Below are 17,954 nucleotides of genomic sequence, written 5' to 3'. Positions count from 1 at the left end.
ATGTAACGTTTCCGATACATTCTCACGGGTGACCGGGACCGATCGAGGGCAACACATTGGCTGACGCAGCAAACAACGGGACGACCGCACGGATCGTGTGGGACACCGCCGACAAGTACCTCCGACACATAGTCGACGAGGAGGACTACGGCGACTACATCCTCCCGTTCACGGTGCTCCGCCGGCTGGAGTGCATGCTCGGGGACACTAAGCAAGAGGTGACTGCGTTCGTCGCCTCACTTGCCGGGATGCCGCCACATCTGATCGACATCGCGGTGAAGGACAAGTTCGGGCTGAGCTTCTACAACGTCTCACCGCTCGACCTCGCCACGATCGCATCGGTCGACGACAACGTGCACAAGTCCCTGCAGAGCTACATCGACGGCTTCTCCAACAACATCGCCGACATCTGGACCTCCTTCGAGTTCAACCGCCGCGCGAAGGTTCTCGCCGACGCCAACCGCCTCCACTCCGTGGTGAAGCACTTCTCGAAGCTCGACCTGTCGCCGAAGGAACTCGCCAACACCGCGATGGGCGATGTCTTCGAGGACGTGATGTACCGGGCCTTCAACAAGAAGGGGAAGGCCGCGGGCAACTTCTACACCCCGCGCGATGCGATCAAGCTCATGGTGGACATCTTGATCACCAACGACGACGATGGCCTCGCGGGCGAGAGTGCCTTGCGCTCAATCTATGACCCGACCGCCGGCTCCGGCGGCATGCTGCTTGTCGCGCAGGACGCGCTCAAGCGGATGAACGGAAAGATCGACGTCACGCTCTACGGGCAAGAACTCATGCCGTCGGCGTTCGCGCTCGGCAAAGCCGACCTGCTGATCCAGGGCGGCCGACCGGACGCGATCAAGCAGGGCAACACCCTCATCGAGGATCTGTACGCGGATCAGACCTTCGACTACGTGCTCTCCAATCCGCCGTTCGGTAACGACTGGGAGGCAGACGAGAAGGCGGTCAAGGAACAGGCCAAAGTGCACGGGTCGCGCTTCAGTCACGGTCTACCGGGTACCAGTGACGGTCAGATGTTGTTCCTAGCGCACTGCGCATCGAAGCTCAGCCCCGCGGCGAAGAACGGTCAGGGTGGCCGCGCTGCGGTTGTCTCGAACCAGTCGCCGCTGTTCAACAGCGACAACGGGCCAAACTCGATCCGTCAGTGGCTCCTCGAAGAAGACCTGATCGACGCGATCATCGGGCTGCCCACGAGCATGTTCTACGGCACCGGTATCGCGACCTATGTCTGGATCCTGGACACGAACAAGGATCCTGACCGAAAGGGCAAGATCCAGCTGATCGACGGATCGGGCCAGTGGGACTCCATGCGGAAACCGATGGGTGACAAGCGCCGCGAGATGGGGAAGAACCATCGGAAAACGCTGATGGAGGCGTACAAGGCGTTTGATCAGGCTGACCCAGCGATCTCTCGCGTGATGACTCCCGAGGACTTCAGGTTCCGGGACGTGCCCGTGTACAAGCAGGCACGGTTCGGGACGTGCTACAGCGACGCAGTCGTTGAATCGTTGCGCAGTCGTCGGGACTTCACCGAGGATCACGTCGGGATCCTGCGTTCCCTCGACGGCACCCCTTGGAACGATCTTCCGAAGGCGTTGCCGGAGGCCGCGAAGGTTGCAGGGGTGAAGGCCTCGGTTGGTTTGGTTGACGCCGCGATGAAGGCGATGGCGGTGCAGGATGACTCCGCACCGCTCGCGGTAGACCGGAAGGGCCTGCCGGTCGTCGCCGGTGATTGGAAGCTGACTGAGCGTGTGCCGCTAAGCGAGGATCTGACCGAGCACATGGAGCACGAAGTACTGCCGTATGCGCCGGACGCTATGTGGGACGAGAGCAAGGCTAAGCACGGCACGGACATCCCCTTCACGCGGATCTTTTACGTGCCCGAAGAGCCCCGGCCTCTTGCGGCAATCGACGCGGACGTGCAGAAACTCATGAGTGAGCTCGCCGAGATGTTCACGACGGTGAGTAACGAATGAGCGAATTTAGTGGCAACTCTTCGCACTCGCCGATATACGGGCTTCCGTCCCATTGGGGCGTGACCAAGTTTGGCTATCATTTCAGAGAGAGTGACGAGAGAAACGGATCTAATCCTGTCGGTAAATTGCTTTCAATCTCCGAGTATCGAGGCGTTGAAATCAACACCAGGACGGACGGCCAGAAAGCCTCGCTTGACATTTCGAAGTATCGTGTAGTTCGACCTAAACAGCTTGCCGCGAATATGATGTGGCTAAATCATGGAGGCATTGGCGTATCGTCGCTGACCGGGCACATCAGTCCTGACTACAAGGTTTTCCACATATCCGATAGTTTTGAGCCCCGTTACGTACACCACCTCTTCCGTAGTCCGCGGTATGTCGGCTACTTCGCGGCTATCGCCACGGGCGTGCGCCCAAACGCTCAACGCGTTACGAAGACGGTGCTGGATGCAACTCCAGTGCCGTTGCCGTCGCTGGTCGAACAAACGCGCATCGCGGACTACCTTGACCGCGAGACCCGTGAAATCGACGCAATGCTCAGCCGGATGAATGAACTAGTTGCGTCGCTTCGTGAGCGGAAGGCGGGCGTCATCCAACGTGAAACAGTCGATCGCGACGGCGTCTTCACGCGCTTGAAGTTCCGAGCCGACATCTCCCTCGGCAAGACCGTGCAGGGTTCCCAACAGCAGGACGACGAGAGCTTCGTGAATTATGTTCGCGCAGCTTCAATCCAGCACCACGGCCTCGAACTCGACGACCAGCGCATGTGGATGACAGCCGACGAGCTCGCGAAGTATGACCTGCGGACCGACGACGTGTTGATTGTCGAAGGCGGAGCCGGTTACGGGAGAAGCGTCGTGCTGGAGGCGGACATGCCTGGATGGGGGTTTCAGAACCACGTGATCCGCGTACGCCCGCAGGGTGATGCTGACGGGCGCTTTCTTGACTACTGTGTCAAGGGCCATTACTCGGCCGGGCTGATCGATGTGATGGTCGATGGTGCAACGATTCCCGCGCTATCGTCAGAGAAAGCTCGTGAGCTTCCGATTCCGGATCTCGACCTCGACGAGCAGATCAAGATTGCGGATCAGCTGGACGAAGCGACGGCCCAAGTCGACGCCATGCTCGCGAGGGTCGCTGACCTCAAGGCGCTGCTCCTGGAGCGCCGCGCAGCACTCATCACCGACGTCGTCACCGGCCGGAATCAGGTCGCGTGATGGGCGATGCGCAGCTGATGGAGTCGGAGTTCGAGCGCAACCTCTGCGCGGAGCTCTCGGAGCGCGGATGGCTGTACGAGAACGAGGGCAGGCCGACGGGTTGGGACATCGGCCTGGCGATGATCCCCGCCGATGTTCTGCACTGGCTCGCAACCCAGTACCCCGACGAGTACGAGAAGGCCATACCTGCAGACCTTGTCGACGAACAGAAGACGGCAGCCGAGCGGAACCTACTGCAGCACATAACCAAAGAGCTGGCCAAGCAGACGAAGATGGACGCCACCACGGGCCACCCCGTCGGCGGTCTGCTCGGCGTGCTGCGCAAGGGCTTCACCTACGCCCAAGTCGGTCGCCCCGCCGCGAAGTTCGGGCCGATGATGGAGTTCCCGCCCGCCAACCCCAACCTCACCGAGGTGATAGAGGCTGCCGACTCGGTGCGACTACGCGTCTTGCGGCAGGTGCGTTTCGACACCGCGACCAACGAGACCATCGACGTAGTGCTCCTCGCGAACGGCCTGCCGGTCGTGACGCTGGAGCTGAAGACCGACAACACCCAGACGGTCAATCACGCGATCCGCCAGTACAAGGAGGACCGCCGGCCCGGGAAGAACCGGGCACTGCTCGCGCCCGGCCGTGCCTTGGTGCACTTCGCGGTGTCGAACGACCTCGTCTACATGACCACGAAGCTGGAGGGCGAGGACACGGTGTTCCTGCCCTTCAACCAGGGCAGCGAAGGCCATGAGGGCAATCCGCCGTCGGGCACCGGGTCGTCGACGAACTACCTGTGGCGCAAGATCCTCGCCCGCCCGACATTCATGCGCATCCTGAAGGACTTCGCGCTGTTCGAGCCGAGCAAGTCCGGCAAGAAGGACGGCCGGCTGGTTTTCCCGCGCTTCCACCAGCTGCGCGCGGTCGAACGCGTCGTCGGCGACATCGAGGCGAACGGGACTGGAAAGCGCTACCTGGTCTGGCACTCGGCCGGCTCCGGCAAGACGAAGACAATTGCATGGTTGAGTCACCGGCTGATCCGGCACATGAGCGCGGACTCGCAGTCGACGTTCGACTCGGTCATCGTCGTCACCGACCGCAATGTGCTTGATGAGAACATCCGCCACGACATGCACCTGGTGCAGTCCAGCAAGGGCTTGGTCGTCAGCGTCGGGGAGAAGTCGGGGGCGAAGTCACCCCAGCTGAAGAAGGCACTCGTCGAGGGTGACCACATCATCACCTGCACCCTGCAGACGTTCCCGGAGGTCATGAAGCTGATCGAGGACACCGAGGAACTGCGCGGCCGGCGCTGGGCGGTGATCGCTGATGAGGCGCACTCCTCGCAGTCAGGTTCCGCAGCGAAGAAGCTGAAGGAGCTCCTGGTCGATGTCGACCTCGATCCGGACGACGAAGACATCAGCGCTGATGACCTACTGCTGGCGAAGGACTCGGCGATCGCCGCATCCAGCAACATCACCTTCGTGGCGCTCACCGCCACCCCGAAGGCGAAGACTCTGCGACTGTTCGGCGCCGAGCGCGACGGCCGCTGGGAAGCCTTCGACACGTACACGATGGCGCAGGCCATAGAGGAGGGCTTCATCCTCGACGTGCTCACCAACTACTCCACGTACGACATGTTCCTCCGGGTGAAGAACGCGGTGGAAGGCGATGGGTCCGAAACCGAGATACAGGTCGATACCGGCGAGGCGGTCACCGCCATCGTGCGTTACGCCCGCCTCCATCCGACGGCTATTGCCCAGAAGGTCCGAGTCGTCATCGAACACTTCCGCCGGAATGTCATGCACTTGCTCGGCGGCGAGGCGAAGGCGATGGTCGTCACGAGTTCGCGCATGGAGGCGCTGAGCTGGTCAAAAAAGATGAATGCTTACCTCGACGAGCGGGGTTACACCGACATGAGGACGTTGGTCGCCTTCTCGGGCTCGCTTACGGATGAAGACATCGCGGAATCCGTCACCGAGGTCTCGCTCAACGGCCGAAGCGACGTCGCCCGGGCATTCCGCGAGGAAGGAGTTTTCCGTGTCCTCATCGCTGCGAATAAGTTCCAGACCGGCTTCGACGAACCCCGGCTCGTGGCGATGTACGTGGACAAAAAGCTCTCCGGCGTCGCCACAGTACAGACCCTCTCACGGCTGAACCGTATGTACCCTGGCAAGACTGCGCCGATGGTCGTCGACTTCCGTAATTCCCCTGCCAGCATCGAAGAGGACTTCAAGCTCTATTATTCGGACGCGCACGTCGAGGGAGATGTTGACCCGAACGCTCTCTACACTCTTGCCGATCGTCTCGACGTTGCCTGGTTCTACACCGGTGACGAACTCAAGGCGGTCGCCGATGCCTACCTTCAGGATGCCGGCGGAGAAGCGATCGCAAAGGCGCTCTCGCCCATCAAGAACCGATGGACGGGACAGCTGAGGCAGGCGGTGCTGAAGAAGGACAAAGCTCGACGCGAAGAGTTGGTGAGCTTCCGTGCCGACGTGCTCGGATACCGTAACGCCTGGCAGTTCCTTAGTCAGATCGTTGATTACCAAGACCCCGACCTGCACCGCAGAGCAATACTCGCGACGCTGCTGGGACGAAACCTGCGCCTAGACGGCAACGACCACGACGACAGCTACCTCGAAGGTGTGCAGCTCTCGGGCGTGAAGCTTGTGCCGTCCGCGATAAACGAAAGCCACTCGCTGAGCGAGGGGAGCAGCGACGGCATCCGACTTCCGGACTTCGACGGAGAGCGAAAAGGCTCCGGGACACCCAAGCGAGGGCCTCTCGGTGAGGCGATCGACAAGGTGAACGAGATGTTCCGGGCCAAGGGCGTTGACGTGAACCCGGCAAGCGTCGCCGGGTTCATCACGACCTTCTGGGGATTCCTCGACGCGAACGAAGAGGCGGTAGCGATGGCGAAGAACAACACCGTGGCGCAGCTGAAAGCATCCGACGGGTTCAGCGGGGCCGTGGGGATCGCCGTGCTGAAGACAGTGAGCGAATCGCAGGAGATCCAGTCCTACATGACCGACCCGGCGTTCCTCGAGCAGATCTCGAATATCGCCGCGGATGCGCTTCACGCCCAATACAACTCCAGAGCTTTGGCAAAGGCCGGCGGTACGTCCCAGGAGGCACCGTGACCGCATCGACGGAGAGCCTCGGTGGAGTTGGTCGTGCCGTTCGCGATGCGCGCCGCGAACGGAAATGGTCTCAGACAAAGCTCGGTCACGAAGCTGGCGTGTCTCGCCCGACGATTGCCCGGATTGAACGCGGTGACGATGTCTCGGTTGCGACACTGGCGAAAGTGACGGCGGCCGTAGGGCTCACAGTTCGCATCGAGGCATCCGCATAGATCTCGCCGGGCCTATCCCCCTACCAGGTTCACCCCGTCATGCGCACGTGAATGGACTCCCTCACCCAGGGCATCCAAGACACGCACCCCGAATGCCGGTGTCATCGCAGAACTAACCTCTTCCCTTGTCATCCAACGGATTTCACGTGCTTCCTCGGTTGCGTGCGGTTCGCCGCCGGCCGGTCGGCAGCGGTAAACCAACGCCACAATGCCAAAGGACAGATTTTTGTATACACCGGTGAGCCGTTCGACAGTCACGGCGAGTCCGGTTTCTTCGAGAACCTCACGTTGAACGCCAGCCTCGAATGACTCATCGAGTTCCAGGACGCCGCCAGGGGCTTCCCAACGACCGTTATCATCGCGCCTGATGACCAGGACCCTGCCATCGTCGCGGACCACGATGCCGGCGACGCTGACCGAGTGCTTCGGCGTGGTTGCCATGCGAGACTCCATCCTCTTGGCTGAACGCGAGTACTGACATGGGCGTGTCGTTTCCCTAGACTAGTCGTCTAGACGTGCATGGGAAGGCTCGCAGGTGCTACAACTTGGTCAGATTGATCGGTCGGACGACAAGCCGCCGTATCGGCAGATCGCCGGCATGCTGCGCGAGGCCATCAGCTCTGGCCAGCTAGACGCAGGGCAACGGCTGCCGTCCGAGGCCGAGTTGATCAAGCACTTCGGCGTGGCACGCATGACCGTCAGGCAGGCAATGCAAGTGCTCGGCGGCGAAGGCCTAGTAGTCACGCAACACGGCCGCGGCGTGTTCGTTCGCCCCACACCCCCGATTCATAGGCTCGCTTCCGATCGATTCGCCCGCCGACATCGCGCCAGGGGCAAGGCGGCGTTCACCGTTGAGGCAGAGAAGTCGGGCTATGCTCCACAGGTTGACAACATCACTGTAACGCGGGAGAAGCCGAATTCGACTGTTGCTGAACGTCTTCGCTTGACTCCTGACGACGAGGTTGTCGTTCGATCGCGGCGTTACCTCGCCGATGGCCGACCCGTCGAGACTGCAACCTCGTACATTCCCGCCGCCTTCGCCCAGGGCACCAAGATCGAACAGACCGACACCGGCCCTGGCGGCATTTACGCACGACTCGAAGAGGCCGGCCACACCCTTTCTCGCTTCACCGAGGAAGTCGGCGCCCGGATGCCCACCCCTGAAGAACGTCGCGCCCTGCAACTCCCAGCCGGGGTGCCCGTCCTGACAGTGGTTCGGACGGCCTACGACACCAACGACGTTGCTGTCGAAGTATGCGACACCGTGAAGGTCGCATCTGCCTACCTGCTCGAATACGACTTCTCCGCACGCTAAATCCACGAACGCGACCAATATCGCGCTCAACGCTTGACTAACTCCTCTAGACGACTAGGTTGAATAGATATCTAGTTCAATCCACTCGAAAGGTTCAGCAATGTCCATCCCCAAATGGCTCCAGATCGGCCACGACCAGGTGTTCTCACTCGGCGCGTTCCTCGTTTCCGAGGTGACGCCGATGATCGACTTCGACAAGTCCTCCGGCGAGAACCGCGTGCAGGCGAGAGATCGCGACACTGGTTTACCGATGTGGCAGGTCGAAGTGCTCGACGGCGATCCCGCCGCACCAAAGCGAAGCCGCACGGTGACCGTCAAGTTCGCCGCGCCGACACAACCAACGACACCCACCAATTCCAGCGGAACACCCTTCACGCCAGTCATTTTCGATGGGCTCATGGCGCTGCCGTATGTCGAGCGGTCAGGTGATTTCTCTAGGATCGCGTGGTCTTTCCGAGCCTCGGATATGAGGGCACCGGGTAAGCCATCCGCCAGCGCAACGACAAACCGGGAATCGGCATGAATCCCGACCCGTTCGCGCCAGTCGATATTGATACCCCGTTCCGGCTTGACCACGTGCTGGACTTCCTGACCAACGTTGCCCTGTGCGTGGCGGTCACCATCGGTGTCGCCGGCGCAGCCCTTATCTACTGGCGGCTGCACTCACCGGAGACGTACGAGGAACGATTCGCGACACCAGCTCGGCTCCTGCGTTGGCGCTTCTGGGCGCATATGTCGTGGCAGAAGCTCTGCAAGCGCTGCGGTCTGTCCGCCTCCGAGCAGGTCACGCGCCGCGACTACGATGGCCGGCAGGGCGCGTCGACGCGCTGGTTTCACCCAAAGTTGTTGGGAACAGACGTGTCTCGCACTACCCTGCGACTGACGGTGCGGGCACGCATGGGGCAGACCGTCGAAGACTTGGAGCGTGCTGTTCCGGCGATTCGCGATGCCGCGGGCGCTCACTCGGCACGGTCGGTGGTCGTCTCGCCCGGAACGCTTCGGATCGAGCTGGTCATGCGGGAACAGCTGTCGACCACAGCCCACGCAACACCACCGACATCCGCGGCAACCGCACGAGTCACGCTCGGGCGATGCGAAAACGGCTCAGCCTGGACCCTGCCCTTGAGCGGCCGGCACACCCTCACCGTGGGTTGCTCTGGGGCAGGCAAGGGCTCCATCTTCTGGGGTATCGCTGGCGGGCTCGCTCCCTCCGTAGCTGCCGGTGTGGTGCACCTCGTGGGCATCGATCTGAAGTACGGCATCGAACTGTCGGTCGGGTCCAGCCTGTTCACGAAGATCGCCACCACCGAAGCCAATGCCGTGGAAACCCTTGCCGCGCTGGAGAAGTTGATGAACAAGCGTGGCAACGCGATGGCAGGCCGAACGCGTGAGCACAATCCGACGAAGGCGTCACCCCTGGTGGTGCTGCTCATCGACGAGCTGGCCGGAGTGACCGCCTACATGAGCGATCCGGCCCTGCGTAAAGAAGCGGCGGCGTCGTTGTCGCGCATTCTCACGAAGGGCCGAGCGCTGGGCATCGTGGTCGCAGCGTTTCTGCAGGACCCACGCAAGGAAGTCCTGCCGATGCGAGGGCTATTCACCCAGACCATCGCGCTCCGACTACGTTCCCGAGACGAAGTCGCGATGGTGCTGGGCGACGGGATGGCCGATGCCGCGCCCGCACACCGAATCAGCCCCGACCAGCCAGGCACCGGTTACGTCATCGCCGAGGACGGGCAAGTCACCAAGGTGCGCGCCGACTTCTGGTCCGACGAACAAATCCGTTCCACCGCAAAGCAATACCGACCGGCAAGCTCGCCCCGAGGTAGGGCAGCGCAATGAGCTCTATCTTCGAACCATCCGACCAGGATCAAGCGACCCGGCATGCCGATGATCTGATGCAGCGCGCCGCCCTCGTCCGCAGAGACGGATGGGACCAGTATCGGCACCTCTGGTCGTGCGGCGAAGTCATCGGCACCGCCCTGGTCCTCGGCGACGACGCCGAACTCCAGCGCTGCGGCGAGACAACGCGATCCGCACTGGAGCGATGGGCATTCGACCTGTGGGGAATCACCGACGGTCAGTCCGACGTCGATGCCGGATTGCCGCGCACGCGCGCTTGGTTCGACTCGATCCGTGCAGCGAGGTGAAGCGATGGTCACTCACGGCCTCCGGGAGGCTCTCGTCACCGCAGGCAACTTCCCTGAGTTGCTGACTGCCGAACAGGTGTCGGCGCTGCTTGGCGTCTCGGCCGCAACGCTCAACCGGTGGGCAGCGATCCGCGAAACGACCGGCGAGCAGATCGGCCCGCCCTGCTACACGCTGTCAGAGCGTGTGCGCCGCTGGGACTGTGCCGAAGTCCGGTCCTGGCTCAAGCAGGCACGGCGGTAATGGCAGGCAACACCCCGCGCGGCATCCGAAAGCGCCTCAACGCCGCCGGGGAGCCCCGCTACCAAGTCCGCTACTTGATCCGCGACCCCGACGCACCGTCAGGCTGGGTTGAAACCTCGGCGACATTCCCCACGCTGCGCGAGGCGAAGGCGTTCAAGTCGGAACGTGACAACGAGGCCGCACTCGGCGCCCGTCGGTTCGACCCGCGCCTGGGCCGGACACTGCTCAATCGGGTCTGGACGCAATTCTCCGACACCAAGAAACCGGCGGTGTCGCCGAAAACCTGGAGTGGCTACACCCAGCACTGGGATCTACGCATCAAACCGAGGTTCGGTCACATGCCCGTCGATGAGATCACCCGCGCCGATGTCCAGGCGTTCGTCGACGGTCTGACGGTCGGCCCGTGGGCGAAGGTATCCACGCTGCGACTCCTGCGGTCGATCCTCGATGTCGCCCACCAGGATGGCCGGATCCACCGGAATCCCGCTCTCAGTGTCTCAGCGGGCCGGATTCCCGAGCGGGAACGCCACCGCTATCTGACCGCGCAAGAAGTTCAGACACTCGCCACAGCCTGTGGCGACCAAGGTGACGTCGTGACCATTCTCGCCTACACCGGCCTGCGCTGGTCCGAACTCGTCGGCCTCCGCGTCAAGGACATCGACCTGGCCGCTCGTCGTCTCTACGTTCGACGGGCGGCACCAGAAGTGGAGGGCCGGATCGTCGTCGGCTCCACCAAGACGGTGGCCGGGACCCGAACCATCCCGCTCCCCCAGGTCGTCACTAGCGCCCTCAAACCGCGCATCGCCGGACGCGCTCCGGACGAGCCCGCGCTCACATCACCCAACGGAAAGATGCTGAGGTCCAACAACTGGCGAAGGCACACGCACTGGAACAAAGTTCTCAAGAAAACGCACCTGGCGCCGCTGACCATTCACGAGCTGCGTCACACCTACGCCAGCCTCGCCAGAAAATCCGGTGCCGATTTGCGGTACGTACAGAAGACCATGGGCCACTCGACGCCGACCGTGACCGCCAACATCTACAGCGACCTCTACGCCGACGAGCTGGACCATGTGGCAACCAACCTCGATCAGCTTCACGCGACTGAGGTTCACCCACCGACGACCGGACAAGAACCGGACGAATCTAACCAACAACCGAGTGCATAATCCGTGTCAATGCAGGTCAAAGATGGTGGCCAGGGCCGGGATCGAACCGGCGACCTTCCGCTTTTCAGGCGGACGCTCGTACCAACTGAGCTACCTGGCCGGAAGGCACTGCGTCAATCCAATGCCTCACCACATACATGGCGACCCTGACGGGACTCGAACCCGCGACCTCCGCCGTGACAGGGCGGCGCGCTAACCAACTGCGCCACAGGGCCTTACTCTTACCGCTCGCTCCGACGTCGCCGTCGTCACGCGTACCCCCAACGGGATTCGAACCCGTGCTACCGCCGTGAAAGGGCGGCGTCCTAGGCCACTAGACGATGGGGGCCAGAACCGAATCACTCCGGGGTACTCACAACGAGTGCACGTTAGAGCGTCGTTAGCTTAGGGCACCACAGGCTCAATCCCAAAACCGAGGCACATGATCGAAGGCAGTATTGTGTGCGACGCGCCCCTATAGCTCAGTCGGTAGAGCTACGGACTTTTAATCCGCAGGTCCCAGGTTCGAGCCCTGGTGGGGGCACAACAGGGGAATGAACGGGTTCTTCGCGGAAGCGGACCTTTCTGACATCGCCCGTCACCGTCGGGGGTGACCTATCGTGAACCACATGAGTGACGGGGCCTCGCAGCCCGCGGGCGGCGCCGGGCACGGCCCGCGCCACGGCGTCGACCGGCAGACCGGCAGGCATGTGATTGCGCGTCTTGCCGGCCCTGAACACGACCAGACGGTCCAAGCCGTCGTCGACCAGCTTTCCGGTGAGCAGAGTGCCGTCGACGCGATCGTCGACGACGCCGTGTCGGACCCCGAACGCCTGGCGGTGCTGGAGCGGCTGGGCAACCACGACGACATCCGCAGCGCGACGCTGGATCGCGTGGCGGTCCTCACGGCCGAGGCGCTGGGCACCCCGATGGCAGCAGTGTCCATCGTCTACCCCGACCGCCAGGTGCTGGCCGGTAGCACTGCGAGCGACGAAGCGCTGCCCCGAGTGCGGCCGATCGAGATGTCGATCTGCAAGTTCACCGTCGCGAGCCGCGAGCCGCTGGTGGTCGACGACACCCGAGCGCACCCTCTCCTTGCCGACCATCCAGCGGTCAGGGAAGGGGTGCTGGCGTACGCCGGAATCCCGTTGATCGATGGCAACGGCAACGTCGCGGGGACGCTGTGCACGTGGGACACTCGCCCGCGGCACTGGTCCAGCGGCCAGGTACAGATACTCAACGATCTCGCCGCCGTCGCGCGCCAGCGGTTACTGGCCGAGCCGCGCGACACGTGATCTTTGCCAAAGTTCGCCACACGGGGGGATATGTGACTCGACGGGTAGTGATATCGGGTAGCGTCCCGCCTGTGGTTCGGTGGGTGAAGTGAGCGGTCATGGCTACACGAACTCTTCAGGTCGAGAATTCGCCGACCACGTCGGCTCATAGCGGCAAATTTGCGCCGCGGAAGAAAACATTTGCCGAGCGGGTTCGGACCGACCCACTGAGCACCATCATCACCGTCTCCATCGACGTTCTTTCGGTGTCGATCGCGACCGCCCTCGGCGCGCAGTGGGCGATGTCCAGCAACGAATATCCCCCGGACCTGTGGTTGGCCATCCTGTTCGTCCCGGTCGTCGTCGCCACGCTCGCCGCGCGAGGGGTCTACCGGCGTCGCCTGAACCGGGAATTCCTCGACGAGATCGGGCCCATCGAAGCGACCGTCGCGATTTCCACGATGTTCCTACTCGCCGGCATGCTGCTCACCCACGAGTCCGGTCGACCGGGGTCGACCGTGCTCAAGATCTGGCTCTGCGCCGCGGTCCTCATGCCATTCGGCCGGCTCGTCCGAGTGATCGTGCAGCGCACCTTGCGGCGACACCATCACCTCGTGGCACCGACCCTCATCGTCGGCAACGGCCGCGTCGCCGGCCACATCATCAACCGCCTCGAGGAGTTCCCGGAATACGGGCTCGGGCCGGTCGGCATCATCGACGCCGAACCGTGGTTCGGCCAGCCGGGCGACCCGCGGCCGGATATCCCCTACCTGGGCCCGCCCGAGGACATCGACAAAGCGATTCAGGAGACCGGAGCGCAGAACGTCATCATCGCGTTCTCCCGGACCCAAGATCTGGTGCTGACCCATGTGGTCCGAGCCGCCCACCAGAACGGCCTGCGGGTCTGGGTTGTGCCGCGCATGTTCGACACGATCGGCGAGCGAGCCCGGATCGAACACGTCGGCGGCACCCCACTGCTGGCGCTGCCCCACACCAACCCGCGCGGCTGGCAGTTCACCGTCAAGCACATCCTCGACCGGGTGATGTCCTTCCTTCTGCTGCTGTTCATCTCACCGGTCTTCCTCACTCTGGTGCTCCTCGTGAAGTTGAGCTCGCCGGGTCCGATCTTTTTCCGCCAGCCTCGGGTGGGCCGCGACGGACGAGTCTTCGACTGCCTGAAATTCCGCACGATGCGGGCACCCGACGCCGCCGATGCGGCTTTCCAGCTCAAGACCGGCGCCGCACCCGGTGGTGTGGAGGGTGTCGACCGTCGCACGAAAATCGGCAAAATTCTGCGCGCCACATCACTCGACGAACTGCCGCAGTTCCTCAACGTGCTCAAGGGCGAGATGAGCTTGGTGGGTCCCCGACCCGAACGGCCGGAGTTCGTCGAATTGTTCGAGGCGCAGATCCAGCGATACGGCGAGCGTCACCGGGTTCGAGCCGGTGTCACCGGCTGGGCTCAGGTGCATGGCCTCCGTGGGCAGACGTCCATCGCCGATCGCGCCGAGTGGGACAACTACTACATAGAGAACTTCTCGATCGCGCTCGATCTCAAGATCTTGGCGCTGACGATTCCGGCGGTGCTGCGTCGCGCGGAGTAAAGCTTCGATAACGGCGCGGTTAGCTGGTGTGTGAAAGATACCCCGAGCGGGTAACTCCCAGTTAACGCATCGGGGAGCGGGGCAGTCCTGTTTCACGCGCGCCTCAGGAGTTAACATGAGTCACCCACTGCTCACGTCGACCGATGTGATCCGCCACGCAATCGCCGACCAAGTACGGCGCCTGGGCGGCAATGAGGAGAACACCGACGACATCGCCTTCGCCGCATCCTATGCCGTGATGTGCTGGGGTTTGGCTGCGGCCGAAAGCGATTGACGCACCCGTTCGCCGGTGGCGCCGCTCACCGCGAGGGGCCGTCGGCCCGACCGTGCGTTGATCTGGCGTGGCCGGTGGGTTTGCCCCAGACGCATTCCGCCGCATTCCGCGCTCTGCGCAACGACCGCGATGTTCGACGCGCCAATTTTGCGCCGGCAACAATCACCGGATGCCCGACCGAAGTAGCTGACCGGTAGCTCTCAGTGCCGGTTTCGTCGACGAGGCCTCAGGACGCCACGGTTTTCGTCGGGCATGAGTCGCCCAGGTAGTGAATTCCCTTGTCGCGCTCCCCTATCGGCGGCAAATTGCGGGCCGGGCTGTGGATCAGCGGTGCGTCGACGGGAACGCGGCCGGTCGCACGATCCCAGCCCGCACGCGCACGCGGGTGCATCCGACGACGCTCGGGCAGCGCCTTGAACGCCAGGTTGACCATGCGGCCGAACAACCTGTGCAGACGCTCATCGCGCGTCGACCACGTGTAGCCCATCAGCTCGCGGACCGGCTGATCGTAGAGCCCGACGGTGATCCAGACCGCGAGCGGGCCGAGCACTTTGAGGTAGGCCGACCACAGGAAGTCCGGAATCCATTGCAGCGATGGATGTTTGGGCATCGTCGACAGGTCGAGAACCTCGCGGGTGGCCCAATTGTTCTCGAGTACGTTGCGGCACATGTGATCCCAGTACACCTGGAACTCTTCCCAACTTGCCGGGACCGGGCGCATGCTCATGCCGTACATCCGGTACCAGGTGACGTGCTCGTCGAACAGTTGGCGTTTCTGGTCCTCGGTCAGACCGTCACCGAAGTGCTCGGCCGTCAGGACCGTGCCCATGAAGAAGGTTGCGTGGGCCCAATAGAAGACGTCAGGGTTGAGCGCACTGTAACGGCGCCCCCGAGCGTCCACACCCTTGATCGGAATGTGGTAGTCGCGCACTTCCGCACCGGTCTCCGGCGCCCGATCGCCGTCGAACACCACACCACCGATGGGGTACAGCGATCGCAACAGCCGAGGCAGCCGCTCCATGAAGAAGATCGAGTGCTCCTCGACGGCAGCGCCGAGCTGAGGATGCATGTTCTGCATCGAGCCGGCCCATGGCCCCTGGAGTAGTCCGCGCCAGTCACCGAAGTACTTCCACGTCAGCGAGTCAGGGCCGAGTACCGACGGCGGGCTGTCATATCCGCCGTCGGTCACCGGGCAGCCGGACGCCACTTGCGCGGCGTCGCTGGTGACGGGGCACGATTCGGAAGTATCTTGACTCAACTGGTGACCTTCCCGAGGAAGTCTGGCATTTTGACTACATGCGTTGTCACCAAGAGCTTAGGAGCGATGTGACGCCGGGTCAACGACGGGGCCGCTGGTCCGGCGTCCCGCTGTCGGACCGGCAAGCGCTGCGCCGCGACGAACTGATCGCCGCCGGCGTCACACTGCTCGGCAGCCCCAGCGGTCCGGCGCTGACAGTACGGGCGGTCTGCCGCCAAGCCGGCCTGACCGAGCGCTACTTCTACGAAAGTTTCTCCGACCGCGACGAGTTCGTCCGAGCCGTCTACGACGACGTCTGCAATCGCGCCATGACCGCGCTGATGTCGGCCACGACGCCGCGCGCGGCAGTCGAACAGTTCGTGAGTCTGATGGTGGACGATCCGGTCCGGGGCCGCGTGCTGCTGCTGGCGCCGCAGGTCGAAGCCGTGCTGATCCACTCCGGCGCGGAGTGGATGCCCAGCTTCATCGAGCTGTTGCAGAGCAAGCTGACCGCGATCAGCGATCCGGTGCTGCAGAAAATGATGGCCACCGGGTTGATCGGGGCGCTGACGGCGCTGTTCACCGCCTACCTCGACGGCCAGCTTCCCGCGTCGCGCGAGCAGTTCATCGACTATTGCGTAGACCTGCTGCTCGCTCCCACGGCGAGTTACCCGCCGGCGACCTGACCCGCCTCACCCGGAACATTGCCGGTTTGATCCAACTCGCTCGACTCGCTCTGATCCGCTTCAGCCTGGGCCTTGGCGAGCTGCTCCTCGTAGTCGGCGCGAGCCGCACGTCCTTCCGGGCTGCCGATCGAGTTACCCGGCACGCCTGCCGTTGCGAAGGTGTTGTTGCAGTTCAGGTAGAGCAACACGCGGTTACCGGGGTTGGTGCCGCTGGAGTCGAGGAAGTCGGCGCTGCGCGATCCGGTGACCATGCACTGATCGGTCGGCAGGAAGCTGCCGACCCGGGTGGCGATGGTCGCCGACTGACCGGCGTCGCTGATCGCCTGCGCCGCATCAGCATAGGTCTGACCAGCGTATTCGTTGGTTGCCGAGGCGGTGCCGGAGCCGAACATCGCAGCCGATGCCACCGCCGCACCGAGCGCACCTACGCCGAGGACCAAACAGTTCTTCATCGCGACCTCCGAGATGTGCGTTGCCTGTGCAAGTGCGTACCAAATGCTGGTTGCCTGTGGTGCGCAAATAGTACTCCGACTCCCCGGAGTATGCAGGGCGACATAAACGCAGGTAGGACGGTACAACAGCCGCCATCCGCAGCAGTGGAACCCGGCTGACCGTGAACAACGCCGGCTTGGAACAGTGCCTGACCGATGTGCTCGGTACCCGGGCGACACTTCCTTCAAAGCACAGAATTGAGCGACGACGTCAAATTACAGCAGCCAAATACCGGCTACTTCCACATAGCGAACCCAGCCCCCTCGGCTGGCCTGCGTTAGATCAGAAAGTTACCGTCGCGAGGTAGTCCAGCGCCTGCCTGCTACACAATTCATGCGCGTTGCAGAAGTCCACGCAGTTAGCCAGGTGGGCAGCATCCCTGCCGCAGAACGGCGTGGCGCCCTTGGCCAGCGATTTCTCAACGTTGGTGTTGATCAAGTTGGCGTCGTCCAGGATGGACTTCGCCTTCTTACCCTGCGGGGTGACCACCGAATTGCCGGACTTGCCGGGCTGCGCGACCGCGAGATTGCAATTCAGGTCAAAGAGCATGGTGCCACTGTGCGCTCGCCTGCCGGTCGAATTGAGGGTGATGGATCTCGAGGCGTTCGTCACGATGCATTGGTCGGTGGGCAGTTCGCTGCCGATTACCGTCGAGATGACGGCCGTGTAGTCGTTGCTCCGCGCCGCGTTCGACGCCTTCTCGTAGGTCATGCCGTTGTACTCGGAATTGGCGGCGGCGGCGCCGCCCCCGACGATCCCAACAGCACCGATCACAAGCGCGACGCTACTCGCGCGGATGGCAAAGCTCATCTCTCCCCCAAAGCTCCAAATGGGCGCCCAGCCGCCCCCAACCGACTCGAGCAAACACTACCGCGGCGGGATAACCCGGGGAACCGTTACCAACATGCCGCGGGGGGAACTTGAATGTCACCGAGATACACAGATATATTGAGTGCAACCACTAGGAACAGATAACTGG

The 17,954-nt window shown here is 62.9% G+C and carries 18 protein-coding genes and 4 tRNA genes; 15 read left to right on the top strand and 7 right to left on the bottom strand.

The genetic code is table 11. The features are described 5' to 3' along the window. The first annotated feature begins 56 nt into the window (after positions 1 to 56). From CRM90_RS17650 to CRM90_RS17635, 4 genes are read left to right on the top strand one after another with little or no spacing between them, the layout of a single operon-like run. The gene (locus CRM90_RS17650) at positions 57 to 1,997 is read left to right on the top strand and encodes a type I restriction-modification system subunit M (protein WP_102808234.1); all 1,941 of its coding nucleotides are present in this window, start codon (positions 57 to 59) and stop codon (positions 1,995 to 1,997) included. A gap of 59 nt (positions 1,998 to 2,056) precedes the next feature. After that, positions 2,057 to 3,214: a restriction endonuclease subunit S domain-containing protein gene (locus CRM90_RS17645; protein ID WP_233209375.1), complete on the top strand. Its 1,158-nt coding sequence runs from the start codon at positions 2,057 to 2,059 to the stop codon at positions 3,212 to 3,214. Continuing rightward, the gene (locus tag CRM90_RS17640) at positions 3,214 to 6,342 is read left to right on the top strand and encodes a type I restriction endonuclease subunit R (protein ID WP_102808232.1); all 3,129 of its coding nucleotides are present in this window, start codon (positions 3,214 to 3,216) and stop codon (positions 6,340 to 6,342) included. The genes CRM90_RS17645 and CRM90_RS17640 overlap by 1 nt, the downstream gene beginning before the upstream one ends. Beyond that, positions 6,339 to 6,554 (top strand): helix-turn-helix transcriptional regulator, encoded by a 216-nt coding sequence (locus CRM90_RS17635; RefSeq protein WP_102808231.1) that lies wholly within the window; start codon positions 6,339 to 6,341, stop codon positions 6,552 to 6,554. Before CRM90_RS17640 ends, CRM90_RS17635 begins: the two co-directional genes overlap by 4 nt. Before the next feature lie 12 nt (positions 6,555 to 6,566). Here the strand turns inward: CRM90_RS17635 and CRM90_RS17630 are convergent, their stop codons facing one another. Next, entirely contained in the window at positions 6,567 to 6,995 is a 429-nt protein-coding gene (locus CRM90_RS17630; protein WP_102808295.1) for an NUDIX hydrolase, read from the bottom strand. A gap of 94 nt (positions 6,996 to 7,089) precedes the next feature. Here CRM90_RS17630 and CRM90_RS17625 point away from each other — a divergent pair, with 94 nt between their 5' ends. The 6 genes from CRM90_RS17625 to CRM90_RS17600 all read left to right on the top strand — a co-directional run bounded on the left by CRM90_RS17625 (position 7,090) and on the right by CRM90_RS17600 (position 11,429). Next, entirely contained in the window at positions 7,090 to 7,869 is a 780-nt protein-coding gene (locus CRM90_RS17625; protein ID WP_102808230.1) for a GntR family transcriptional regulator, read from the top strand. Between the two features lie 100 nt (positions 7,870 to 7,969). Further along, positions 7,970 to 8,392 (top strand): plasmid replication, integration and excision activator, encoded by a 423-nt coding sequence (locus CRM90_RS17620; protein WP_102808229.1) that lies wholly within the window; start codon positions 7,970 to 7,972, stop codon positions 8,390 to 8,392. Beyond that, positions 8,389 to 9,711: an FtsK/SpoIIIE domain-containing protein gene (locus CRM90_RS17615; protein ID WP_102808228.1), complete on the top strand. Its 1,323-nt coding sequence runs from the start codon at positions 8,389 to 8,391 to the stop codon at positions 9,709 to 9,711. The genes CRM90_RS17620 and CRM90_RS17615 overlap by 4 nt, the downstream gene beginning before the upstream one ends. Beyond that, positions 9,708 to 10,019 (top strand): hypothetical protein, encoded by a 312-nt coding sequence (locus CRM90_RS17610; protein ID WP_102808227.1) that lies wholly within the window; start codon positions 9,708 to 9,710, stop codon positions 10,017 to 10,019. The genes CRM90_RS17615 and CRM90_RS17610 overlap by 4 nt, the downstream gene beginning before the upstream one ends. Positions 10,020 to 10,023: 4 nt before the next feature. After that, positions 10,024 to 10,260 (top strand): helix-turn-helix transcriptional regulator, encoded by a 237-nt coding sequence (locus tag CRM90_RS17605; RefSeq protein ID WP_102808226.1) that lies wholly within the window; start codon positions 10,024 to 10,026, stop codon positions 10,258 to 10,260. Next, the gene (locus CRM90_RS17600) at positions 10,260 to 11,429 is read left to right on the top strand and encodes a tyrosine-type recombinase/integrase (RefSeq protein WP_102808225.1); all 1,170 of its coding nucleotides are present in this window, start codon (positions 10,260 to 10,262) and stop codon (positions 11,427 to 11,429) included. The genes CRM90_RS17605 and CRM90_RS17600 overlap by 1 nt, the downstream gene beginning before the upstream one ends. A 23-nt stretch (positions 11,430 to 11,452) precedes the next feature. Here CRM90_RS17600 and CRM90_RS17595 read toward each other — a convergent pair. The 3 genes from CRM90_RS17595 to CRM90_RS17585 all read right to left on the bottom strand — a co-directional run bounded on the left by CRM90_RS17595 (position 11,453) and on the right by CRM90_RS17585 (position 11,757). Further along, positions 11,453 to 11,529, bottom strand: a tRNA-Phe gene (locus CRM90_RS17595). A 38-nt stretch (positions 11,530 to 11,567) separates the two neighbouring features. After that, positions 11,568 to 11,644: transfer RNA gene (locus CRM90_RS17590), tRNA-Asp, on the bottom strand. Positions 11,645 to 11,684: 40 nt separating this feature from the next. Beyond that, positions 11,685 to 11,757 (bottom strand) — tRNA-Glu (locus tag CRM90_RS17585). 122 nt (positions 11,758 to 11,879) lie between these two features. On the opposite strand from CRM90_RS17585, the gene CRM90_RS17580 reads away from it, so the two are divergent. The 4 genes from CRM90_RS17580 (at position 11,880) to CRM90_RS30725 (ending at position 14,560) form a co-directional block, all read left to right on the top strand. Beyond that, positions 11,880 to 11,952, top strand: a tRNA-Lys gene (locus tag CRM90_RS17580). A gap of 85 nt (positions 11,953 to 12,037) precedes the next feature. Beyond that, positions 12,038 to 12,703: a GAF domain-containing protein gene (locus tag CRM90_RS17575; RefSeq protein WP_142391390.1), complete on the top strand. Its 666-nt coding sequence runs from the start codon at positions 12,038 to 12,040 to the stop codon at positions 12,701 to 12,703. 98 nt (positions 12,704 to 12,801) lie between these two features. After that, positions 12,802 to 14,286 (top strand): sugar transferase, encoded by a 1,485-nt coding sequence (locus tag CRM90_RS17570; RefSeq protein ID WP_102808223.1) that lies wholly within the window; start codon positions 12,802 to 12,804, stop codon positions 14,284 to 14,286. A gap of 115 nt (positions 14,287 to 14,401) precedes the next feature. Continuing rightward, complete coding sequence (locus CRM90_RS30725; protein ID WP_199189932.1) at positions 14,402 to 14,560, top strand: hypothetical protein; 159 nt, start codon at positions 14,402 to 14,404, stop codon at positions 14,558 to 14,560. Between the two features lie 226 nt (positions 14,561 to 14,786). Here CRM90_RS30725 and CRM90_RS17565 read toward each other — a convergent pair whose 3' ends face one another. Beyond that, positions 14,787 to 15,818: an oxygenase MpaB family protein gene (locus tag CRM90_RS17565; protein WP_102808222.1), complete on the bottom strand. Its 1,032-nt coding sequence runs from the start codon at positions 15,816 to 15,818 to the stop codon at positions 14,787 to 14,789. Between the two features lie 68 nt (positions 15,819 to 15,886). Here CRM90_RS17565 and CRM90_RS17560 point away from each other — a divergent pair, with 68 nt between their 5' ends. Further along, on the top strand, positions 15,887 to 16,483 hold the full coding sequence (locus tag CRM90_RS17560) for a TetR/AcrR family transcriptional regulator (protein ID WP_102808221.1): 597 nt from the start codon (positions 15,887 to 15,889) through the stop codon (positions 16,481 to 16,483). Here the strand turns inward: CRM90_RS17560 and CRM90_RS17555 are convergent. Together CRM90_RS17555 and CRM90_RS17550 are read right to left on the bottom strand one after the other, a co-directional pair. After that, the gene (locus CRM90_RS17555) at positions 16,465 to 16,935 is read right to left on the bottom strand and encodes a hypothetical protein (RefSeq protein WP_102808220.1); all 471 of its coding nucleotides are present in this window, start codon (positions 16,933 to 16,935) and stop codon (positions 16,465 to 16,467) included. The two genes, CRM90_RS17560 and CRM90_RS17555, sit on opposite strands and share 19 nt — an antisense overlap. A gap of 322 nt (positions 16,936 to 17,257) precedes the next feature. Beyond that, the gene (locus tag CRM90_RS17550) at positions 17,258 to 17,785 is read right to left on the bottom strand and encodes a hypothetical protein (RefSeq protein WP_102808219.1); all 528 of its coding nucleotides are present in this window, start codon (positions 17,783 to 17,785) and stop codon (positions 17,258 to 17,260) included. Between the last annotated feature and the right edge of the window lie 169 nt (positions 17,786 to 17,954).

The sequence above is a fragment of the Mycobacterium sp. ENV421 genome (assembly GCF_002887815.1).
Taxonomy (GTDB): Bacteria; Actinomycetota; Actinomycetes; order Mycobacteriales; family Mycobacteriaceae; genus Mycobacterium.
This window is presented reverse-complemented; position numbering and strand designations above follow the sequence as displayed.

Bases quoted from the DNA above. Each gene is read 5' to 3' on its own strand.
- CRM90_RS17640 (WP_102808232.1), top strand. From the start codon at position 3,214: ATGGGCGATGCGCAGCTGATGGAGTCGGAGTTCGAGCGCAACCTCTGC.
- CRM90_RS30725 (WP_199189932.1), top strand. From the start codon at position 14,402: ATGAGTCACCCACTGCTCACGTCGACCGATGTGATCCGCCACGCAATC.
- CRM90_RS17555 (WP_102808220.1), bottom strand. From the start codon at position 16,935: ATGAAGAACTGTTTGGTCCTCGGCGTAGGTGCGCTCGGTGCGGCGGTG.
- CRM90_RS17605 (WP_102808226.1), top strand. From the start codon at position 10,024: ATGGTCACTCACGGCCTCCGGGAGGCTCTCGTCACCGCAGGCAACTTC.
- CRM90_RS17550 (WP_102808219.1), bottom strand. From the start codon at position 17,785: ATGAGCTTTGCCATCCGCGCGAGTAGCGTCGCGCTTGTGATCGGTGCT.
- CRM90_RS17575 (WP_142391390.1), top strand. From the start codon at position 12,038: ATGAGTGACGGGGCCTCGCAGCCCGCGGGCGGCGCCGGGCACGGCCCG.
- CRM90_RS17620 (WP_102808229.1), top strand. From the start codon at position 7,970: ATGTCCATCCCCAAATGGCTCCAGATCGGCCACGACCAGGTGTTCTCA.
- CRM90_RS17570 (WP_102808223.1), top strand. From the start codon at position 12,802: ATGGCTACACGAACTCTTCAGGTCGAGAATTCGCCGACCACGTCGGCT.
- CRM90_RS17610 (WP_102808227.1), top strand. From the start codon at position 9,708: ATGAGCTCTATCTTCGAACCATCCGACCAGGATCAAGCGACCCGGCAT.
- CRM90_RS17600 (WP_102808225.1), top strand. From the start codon at position 10,260: ATGGCAGGCAACACCCCGCGCGGCATCCGAAAGCGCCTCAACGCCGCC.
- CRM90_RS17615 (WP_102808228.1), top strand. From the start codon at position 8,389: ATGAATCCCGACCCGTTCGCGCCAGTCGATATTGATACCCCGTTCCGG.
- CRM90_RS17630 (WP_102808295.1), bottom strand. From the start codon at position 6,995: ATGGCAACCACGCCGAAGCACTCGGTCAGCGTCGCCGGCATCGTGGTC.